Source organism: Mumia sp. (assembly GCF_028803055.1).
Lineage (GTDB): Bacteria > Actinomycetota > Actinomycetes > Propionibacteriales > Nocardioidaceae > Mumia.
The window spans coordinates 21,322-29,063 of the sequence record NZ_JARBCJ010000016.1; the positions used below are offsets into that span (position 1 = coordinate 21,322).

8 protein-coding genes are annotated in these 7,742 nt (G+C 71.8%); 5 read left to right on the forward strand and 3 right to left on the reverse strand.

The annotated features are described in order from the left end of the window. The first annotated feature begins 26 nt into the window (after positions 1 to 26). The 3 genes from PV363_RS03165 to PV363_RS03175 are packed head-to-tail and all read left to right on the forward strand — an operon-like array spanning position 27 to position 3,785. Entirely contained in the window at positions 27 to 875 is an 849-nt protein-coding gene (locus PV363_RS03165) for a cyclase family protein (RefSeq protein WP_220341277.1), read from the forward strand. Beyond that, entirely contained in the window at positions 868 to 2,322 is a 1,455-nt protein-coding gene (locus PV363_RS03170) for an MmgE/PrpD family protein (protein ID WP_301021661.1), read from the forward strand. The genes PV363_RS03165 and PV363_RS03170 overlap by 8 nt, the downstream gene beginning before the upstream one ends. Further along, positions 2,319 to 3,785 (forward strand): dihydroorotase family protein, encoded by a 1,467-nt coding sequence (locus tag PV363_RS03175; RefSeq protein ID WP_220365391.1) that lies wholly within the window; start codon positions 2,319 to 2,321, stop codon positions 3,783 to 3,785. Before PV363_RS03170 ends, PV363_RS03175 begins: the two co-directional genes overlap by 4 nt. A gap of 9 nt (positions 3,786 to 3,794) precedes the next feature. Here the strand turns inward: PV363_RS03175 and PV363_RS03180 are convergent, their stop codons facing one another. The 3 genes from PV363_RS03180 to PV363_RS03190 all read right to left on the reverse strand — a co-directional run bounded on the left by PV363_RS03180 (position 3,795) and on the right by PV363_RS03190 (position 5,755). Further along, positions 3,795 to 4,604, reverse strand: a complete 810-nt coding sequence (locus PV363_RS03180) for an IclR family transcriptional regulator (protein ID WP_220341274.1) — start codon at positions 4,602 to 4,604, stop codon at positions 3,795 to 3,797. 141 nt (positions 4,605 to 4,745) lie between these two features. Continuing rightward, positions 4,746 to 5,441 (reverse strand): alpha/beta hydrolase, encoded by a 696-nt coding sequence (locus tag PV363_RS03185; RefSeq protein WP_220341273.1) that lies wholly within the window; start codon positions 5,439 to 5,441, stop codon positions 4,746 to 4,748. After that, on the reverse strand, positions 5,438 to 5,755 hold the full coding sequence (locus tag PV363_RS03190; protein WP_220341272.1) for an antibiotic biosynthesis monooxygenase: 318 nt from the start codon (positions 5,753 to 5,755) through the stop codon (positions 5,438 to 5,440). Before PV363_RS03190 ends, PV363_RS03185 begins: the two co-directional genes overlap by 4 nt. Positions 5,756 to 5,806: 51 nt before the next feature. Here PV363_RS03190 and PV363_RS03195 point away from each other — a divergent pair, with 51 nt between their 5' ends. Both PV363_RS03195 and PV363_RS03200 read left to right on the forward strand, forming a co-directional pair. Then, positions 5,807 to 6,631, forward strand: coding sequence for a hypothetical protein (locus tag PV363_RS03195; RefSeq protein WP_220346920.1), 825 nt, complete (start codon positions 5,807 to 5,809; stop codon positions 6,629 to 6,631). Next, on the forward strand, positions 6,628 to 7,491 hold the full coding sequence (locus PV363_RS03200) for an NAD(P)-dependent oxidoreductase (protein WP_220341270.1): 864 nt from the start codon (positions 6,628 to 6,630) through the stop codon (positions 7,489 to 7,491). The genes PV363_RS03195 and PV363_RS03200 overlap by 4 nt, the downstream gene beginning before the upstream one ends. Positions 7,492 to 7,742 lie beyond the last annotated feature (251 nt).

Sequence of the window (7,742 nt, forward strand, 5' to 3'; positions counted from 1 at the left end):
ACGACGCCGAGCCGAAAGAAGAAGGCATGACCACCCTCTCGACCACCTCGTCCCCCCCGCGGAGCCTCCTGGACGCCGTACGCGCCGGGGTCCGGGTGGTGGACCTCGGCCGACGCCTCACCGTCGGCATGCCGCAGTCGCCCAACCACCCGCCGTACTGGCACGCCCTCCCCCGCCGCCACGGCGACATGGTGCGCGTCGACGGCGGCTCCGCGGCCAACGACATGATCTCCATGGGCACGCACGTCGGCACCCACGTCGACGCCCTCGCCCACGTGTCCCAGGACGGCCGGTTGTACGGCGGGCTCGACGTGGCGGACGCGCTCGAGGGAGGGCGCTACGCGCAGCTCGGCGCGCACACGATCGAGCCGATGGTCCGGCCGGGCGTCCTGCTGGACGTGCCCGCCGCCCTCGGCGTCGGGCGTCTCGACGCCGGGTACGAGATCACCGTGGCCGACCTCGAGCTGACCCTCGAGCGTCAGGGCAGCACCATCGCGCCGGGTGACGTCGTCCTGGTCCGCAGCGGCTGGGGGCAGCACTTCGACAGCGGCGCGGACCAGCTCTTCATGGGCCAGTCGTCGGGTGTGCCCGGAGTGGGTGCCGCAGGCGCGCAGTGGCTGGTCGACCGCGGGGTCCACGCCACCGGCGCCGACACGATCGCGTACGAGTGCCTTCCGCCCGGCGCCGGTCACGCCACCCTGCCCGCCCACCGTGTGCTGCTGGTCGAGAACGGCGTCTACATCATCGAGACGATGGCGCTCGAGGAGCTTGCGGCCGAGGGCCTGCACGAGTTCGTGTTCGTCCTCTCCCCGCTGCCGCTCTTCGGCGCCACGGGGTCGCCCGTGCGTCCACTGGCGGTGGTCGCGGGTGAGTGATCCAACCCTCGGCGGCCACCTCGCCGCGTTCGCCGCCGACGTCGCGCGCGACGGCCTCCCCGACGAGGTCGCCGCGAGCACGCGCCAGCGCGTGCTCGACGTCCTCGGCCTCTGCGTCGCCGCCCACCGCCTGGACACCAGCGCCGCGATCATCGGGCACGTCCTCGACCAGGGCGGGCACGAGCAGTCCACCGTCGTGGGCTCGCCCCAGCGTGTGACGGCAGCCCAGGCCGCGCTCGCCAACGGCGTGCTCGCGCACTCCCTCGACTACGACGACACGCACCTCCCGTCGGTGCTCCACCCGAGCGCCAGCGTGGTCCCCGCCGCACTCGCGGCCGCCGAGCACACCGGTGCCGACGGCGCGCTGACCGTGCGCGCGATCGCGGTCGGGCTCGAGGTCGCCGTCCGGCTCGGCATGGCCGGGTACGACCAGGAGCTCGGCAACTCCGTCTTCTTCGAGCACGGGCAGCACGCGACCTCGATCACCGGGGCGATGGGCAGCGCGGTCGCCGCGTCGCTCCTCTACGGTGCCGACGAGAAGGGTGTCCTCGACGCTCTCGGCCTGACCGCCTCCATGGCGTCGGGGATCATCGAGGCCAACCGCACCGGCGGCACCGTCAAGCGCCTCCACTGCGGTCTCGCCGCTCAGGCCGGCGTCACCGCCGCCCAGCTCGTCCGCCGCGGGTTCACCGGACCGCCTACCGTCCTGGAGGGCCGGTTCGGGTTCTTCGAGGCGTGGCTGCACGGCCGCTTCTTCCCCGAGGCGGTCACCGAGGGCCTCGGCAAGACGTGGGCGGTGCCGGACATCTTCTTCAAGCCGTACCCGGCGAACCACTTCACGCACACCTCCGTCGACGCCGGCCTCGCCCTGCGCGCGCGGGGTGTCCGGCCGGAGGACGTCGCGTCGATCGTCATCGGCGCCCCGACGGCGGTGATCCGCACGATCGGAGCGCCGCTGGAGACCAAGCGCGCACCGGAGACCGGCTACCAGGCGCAGTTCAGCGGTCCGTACGCGGTCGTCGCCGGCCTGCTGGGCGGCGGCGGTCTCGGCACCGGGCTCGACGACTACACCGACGCTCTCGCTCAGGACCCGGTCCGGCGCGCGCTGATGGCGAAGGTCGAGGTCGTCCCGGACGAGCGCTGCGACGCGATCTATCCGCACCAGTTCCCCGCCGTCGTCACCCTGCGCACGACGTCGGGCGAGGTCCTCGTCGAAGAGGTCCTCACCAACCGGGGCGGCCCGCAGCGCCCGCTGTCCGACGACGAGCTCGCCCGGAAGTTCCGCGACAACGTCGCCGGACGGGTGAGCGAGGAGGACGCCGACGCCGTACGGGCCGACGTCCTCGACCTCGACTCGCTCGCCGGCGTCGACGGCGTCCTGCGCCGCCTCGTGACCTTCACCAGCCCCACCCCGACCACCGCCCGCACCGAGGAGGAGTCCGCATGAGCGACCTCGACCTGATCATCACGAACGCCGACGTCGTCGTCGCCGGCTCCGAGCTGACCCAGCAGCTCGACATCGGCATCAAGGACGGAAAGATCGCCGTCCTCGCACCCGACCTGCAGGTGGAGCCCGGCGTCGACCTCGTCGACGCCGGCGGCCGGACCGTCTTCCCCGGCGTCGTCGACGCCCACCAGCACTGGGGCATCTACAACCCGCTGTCCGAGGACGCCGCGACCGAGAGCCGCGCCTGCGCGCAGGGCGGTGTCACCACCGCCCTCAACTACATGCGGACCGGTCAGTACTACCTCAACCGTGGGGGCTCGTACGCCGAGTTCTTCCCCGAGGTCCTGGCGCAGACCGAGAACCGCTCCGTCATCGACTACGCGTTCCACCTCGCCCCGATGTCGCGCGGCCACATCGACGAGATCCCGGCCCTGATCAAGGAGCACGGAGTCACGTCCTTCAAGATCTTCATGTTCTACGGGAGCCACGGGCTGCACGGCCGCTCCGACGACCAGCGCTCGTTCCTGATGACTCCGGAGGGCGAGCGCTACGACTACGCGCACTTCGAGTTCGTCATGCGCGGGGTGCAGGCGGCCCGCGAGCAGCACCCCGAGATCGCCGACCAGATCTCGCTGTCGCTGCACTGCGAGACCGCGGAGATCATGAGCGCGTACACCGCGCTGGTCGAGGAGGACGGCTCGCTCTCGGGTCTGCCCGCCTACAGCGCGTCACGCCCACCGCACTCCGAGGGCCTGGCGGTCACCATCGCCTCGTACCTGGCGCACGAGACCGGCCTGCCCACGATCAACCTCCTGCACCTGACGTCCCGCAAGGCGGTCGACGCCTCGGTACGGATGGCCGCGGCGTTCCCGCACGTCGACTTCCGCCGTGAGGTCACGGTCGGTCACCTGCTCGCCGACTGCGACACCGCACACGGCGTCGGCGGCAAGGTCAACCCGCCGCTGCGCCCGCGCGAGGACGTCGAGGCCCTGTGGGAGCACGTGCTCGACGGCACCATCGACTGGGTCGTCAGCGACCACGCCTGCTGCCGCGACGAGAAGAAGTTCGGCGCGGACCGTGACGACGTGTTCCTCGCGAAGTCAGGCTTCGGCGGCGCGGAGTACCTGCTCGCCGGGATGATCACCGAGGGCCGCAAGCGCGGCCTCGGGCTGGACCGGGTGGCGCAGCTGACCGCGACCAACCCGGCGGAGCGCTACGGGCTCGGCGCCACCAAGGGCGCGATCGAGGTCGGCAAGGACGCCGACCTCGCGATCGTCGACATGGACCACGCATGGACCGTACGGGCGGCGGACTCGGAGTCCACGCAGGAGTACACGCCCTTCGAGGGCGCCGATCTCACCGCCAAGGTCACCGACACCTTCGTCCGCGGGCGGCGGGTGCTGACCGACGGTGTGGTCACCGCGACCGGTGGTGGCCGCTACCTGGCGCGGCCGAGCGCCTGACCGCCTCGGTCAGGGGGTCCAGCCGAAGCGGTGCGACAGCGATGCCGTGGTCTCCAGCAGCGCGTCCCGGCACGCGTCCAGCTCACGCTCGAACCGCTCGGCCGGACCGCAGACGCTGACGACGGCGACCGGACGGCCGTCGTGGCCGCGGACGGGTGCCGCCACCGAGGCGGCGCCGTCCATCCGCTCGCCCTGCGAGCGCGCCCATCCCTGGCGGCGGACCTCGGCGAGGTCCTCCCGCAGGGCGGCGGCATCGACGATCGTGCTGTCGGTCAGCGCGACGAGCGGGACGGAGTCGAGGTAGTCGTCGATCTCCTCGTCGGGGAGGAAGGCGAGGAAGGACCGCGAGGAGGCCCCCGCATGCAGCGGGTACGGCTCGCCGATGGTCACCGACATGATGACCTCGCGGTCGGGGGTGACCTGGTCGACGTAGATCCGGCTCCGCTCGCCCAGCAGCACCGACAGCGTCGCCGTCTCGTCGGTCCGTGCCGACAGGTCCTCGAGGAACGGCCGACCGACACGGCGGACGTCGATGCGGTCCAGGTAGGTGAGACCGAGACGCATCGCGGCGACCCCGAGCGAGTAGCGCCGGGTCCTCTCGTCGAGGCTGACCAGGTCACGGCTGCGCAGCGACGCGAGCACGCGGTGGACCGCCGCCTTCGAGAGGTCGAGCGCGTCGGCGATCTCGGTCACGCCCAGATCGGGCCCGACACTCTCGGTGAAGAGAAGCAGCACGTCCGCGGCGCGTTCCACCGTCGCGATCGTCGCGCTGGTGCTCTCCGGACCACGCGGGTCGAGCTGCTTCGTCCTCGGGGACATCGAGGGACTCCTTCGTCGTCGTTCAGGCCGGTCGGCCAGCACGGGGCGGATCAGTTCTCTCACGAAGCCACCGCCGAATCAAGACGCCGTTCCACTCGGCTCGGCACAAGACGTGCTCAGCCGAGTGTGCCGCCCCCGGGGTCACACGGGAAGCGCTGCGGCCCGGACGAGGAGGTCGGCGACCTGCGCGGGAGCGGTCAGCGGCGCGTCGTGCCCGGCGTCGAGCACCTCGTACGGGATGCCTCGAGCGTCGAGGCGGGCACGGGTGGTGCTCGAGGGATAGCCCTCGGGCGTCCCGGCGCAGAAGACGTACGAGGCCGGGACGGGGTGCTCCGCCGCGACGCTGAGCGGGTCCAGCGACGGCGCGAACGGGGTGTGCGTGAGCCGTGCTCCCGTCCAGGCGGCCGTCGCCTCGTCGAGGTCACCGCCCGCGACCGGAGGGCGCGCCGCGACGAGGGTCTCGCGGGGCGGGAGCGCCGTCGCGGGAGCGGGCGTCAGATCGACGGCCCGCTCGCCGGGGTCCGGGACCGCCCCGTCGAGATAGACCACCCGTCGCACCCGGTCGGGGACCCGGTCGACGAGCGCACGCACGACGACGCCGCCCTGGCTGTGGCCGACGACGACGAGGTCGTCGAGGTCCTCGATCTCGACCAGCGCTGCCAGCTCGTCCACCCAGACGTGCAGCCCGGTGACGTCGCCGGCCGACCCGGCCCGCTCCCCTGCGCCGGTCAGGCTCGGGGCGTAGACGTCGTGACCCGCGGCGACCAGGTAGGGCCGCACCCGACGCCACGACCAGCCACCGCGGAACGCTCCGTGCACGAGCAGGAACGTGGTCATCGCGGGTCCGGCTCGTCGAGGACGACCTCGAGGTACTCACGGGGATAGGAGTCGTACGGGCGCAGGTGCGCGTACATCGCCTCGGTGTGCGCCACGTAGTCCGGGTGTCGGGTGCACTCCTCGTACGCCTCGACGGTGTCGAAGAACCGCAGGTGCGTGAAGTGGGTCGGGTCCTCCACCCCACGGACCAGGCGACGGCCGCGATAGGCGGGATGGTCGCGGAAGAACCGTCCGAACTCGCCCGACAGCGCGATGTAGGCCTGGGCGTGCTCCTCACCCGGTCTGGTCCATGCCTGGCTGACGACGACGATCATGGGCCCCTCGATGCTCTCGACTGATAGATGATATATCATTATGCTTCGCCCATGACCAGTAGCCAGACCAAGACCATCCCGGAGTTTCTCGCCGAGGCGCCCGACGTCGACAGCCGAGAGCTGTGGCAGGCGTTCTGGGAGATCCTCACCGCGGCCAAGGACAAGATCACCGCCGAGCTGCCGGTGCAGCCGCACCCCAACAGCGACGGACTCGCCGCCTGGAGCACCCCCGACGACTCGTACGAGGGATCGCTCAACACCTACGCCGGCGACGCCGACAACGGCGCGGAGTGGCTCGTGCACTCCTGGATCGGCAACCGCAAGGCATCGATCCTGGACATGAACCTCCAGGTCTGGCTCGGCCCGCACATCGACGTCCCCCACCTCATCATCGTGTTCGGGACCATCCCCAACATCTTCTACTTCAGCGACCTCGTGCCTCGGCGTGATCTCGCCGTCGACGTCGACTACCTCGAGCGCTACTACGAGCCCGAGAACGCCTCGTGGCTCTCGCTGCGCGGCGACGACCGGTTCACCTGGTCGGTCAGCCACGGGACGTACATGCGGGCGTTCCTCTCCCCCGTCGGGAGCTCCTACGTCGCCGACCGGACCGACGACGTGGTCGCGACGCTGCGCGCGGCGGTGGAGCAGCGGGTCGACACCTGGCTGGGGTGGGTCCGCGAGGCCCGGCCGGTGCCTCTCGAGGAGCGCGTCGCGCTGCGCGAGCGCGACCACCTGCTGCGCACCTACGGCTACACCCTCGACCCGATGAACGAGCTCTCGAAGAAGTTTCTCGGAGCCGAACGCGTCGACGAGCTCGTCTCCGTCCGCGCCGGCCTCGACCAGATCCGTACGAGCAAGGAGAACGCCCAGTGAAGATCCTCGTCATCGGTGCCGGCCTCGTGGGTGCCTCGGCAGCCACCACGCTGCGCGAGCGTGGTCACCACGTCACCGTCACCACCACCACCCCCGGGCGGGTGGACGACCTCGCGTCGCGCTTCGACGAGGTCGTCGTGCTGCGCGGGGCCGACCGTGAGGCGGTGCACGCAGCCGTCGCCGAGGCGGATGCCGTCGTCGTCAGCGCCGGACCGGTCGCTGCCCACTCGATGACACCGGAGGACCGCGCCAAGACCTACCACGAGGTCCTGGTCGCCACGGCCGAGAGCGTCACGAGCGCACCCGGGTCGCCGCACCTCGTCGCGCTGTCCGCGCTGTCGGTCTACGGCGGCGCCGCCAACCACCTCGAGATGGTCGACGAGGACTCCCCCGTGACCGACTCCGACGACCCGAGCCCCGACCGCTTCCTGGCGATGGAGGACGTCTACCGGACCGAGGCCGGCGACCGGTCGACGATCTTCCGGTGCGGAGACATCTTCGGCGCGGACGACCCGCCGATCGACGCCAAGATCGCGATGGCCCACCAGTACCTCGGCGGGTCGGTCCCGTTCGGGGCGGACGCGCTCCTCTACCGTCTGCACGTCGAGGACGCCGCCGACGCGATCGTCCACGCGGTGGAGACACGGATCGTCGGGACCTACAACCTCACCCATCCCGAGCTCCCGCCGACCAACGCCGAGCTCTTCGACGCGATCAGCGCGGCACAGGGCCTCCCACCGCTGGTCTACCGCGCCGAGATCGCGGCCCCGGCCGTCCCGATCTCGGTGGACCGTCTCCGTGACGCAGGCTTCGTCGCCAAGCGCTCGTACGTCGAGCACCCGCTCGTCACGGCACACTGACCTCGGCACAGCACACGGTCCCGGCATCTGCCCTCCATGAGGGATGAGATGCCGGGACCGTGCGCTGTGATCGTGTGGCAGCCACCGAAGCGGGGGGCCCGGCGGGGGCCGGGTCGCCGGGGGCCCCCCGGCCCCGGGGGGGGCCCCGGCCCGCGGCCCCCCCGCGGCCCGGGGGGGGGGGGGGGGGGGGGGGGGGGGGCGGTGGCCCAGCAGAACGCGCCGGCCGCAGTTCCACCCCAACAAGAGAAGGC

Bases quoted from the DNA above. Each gene is read 5' to 3' on its own strand.
- PV363_RS03190 (WP_220341272.1), bottom strand. From the start codon at position 5,755: ATGATCGTCGTCGTCAGCCAGGCATGGACCAGACCGGGTGAGGAGCAC.
- PV363_RS03175 (WP_220365391.1), top strand. From the start codon at position 2,319: ATGAGCGACCTCGACCTGATCATCACGAACGCCGACGTCGTCGTCGCC.
- PV363_RS03180 (WP_220341274.1), bottom strand. From the start codon at position 4,604: ATGTCCCCGAGGACGAAGCAGCTCGACCCGCGTGGTCCGGAGAGCACC.
- PV363_RS03165 (WP_220341277.1), top strand. From the start codon at position 27: ATGACCACCCTCTCGACCACCTCGTCCCCCCCGCGGAGCCTCCTGGAC.
- PV363_RS03185 (WP_220341273.1), bottom strand. From the start codon at position 5,441: ATGACCACGTTCCTGCTCGTGCACGGAGCGTTCCGCGGTGGCTGGTCG.
- PV363_RS03195 (WP_220346920.1), top strand. From the start codon at position 5,807: ATGACCAGTAGCCAGACCAAGACCATCCCGGAGTTTCTCGCCGAGGCG.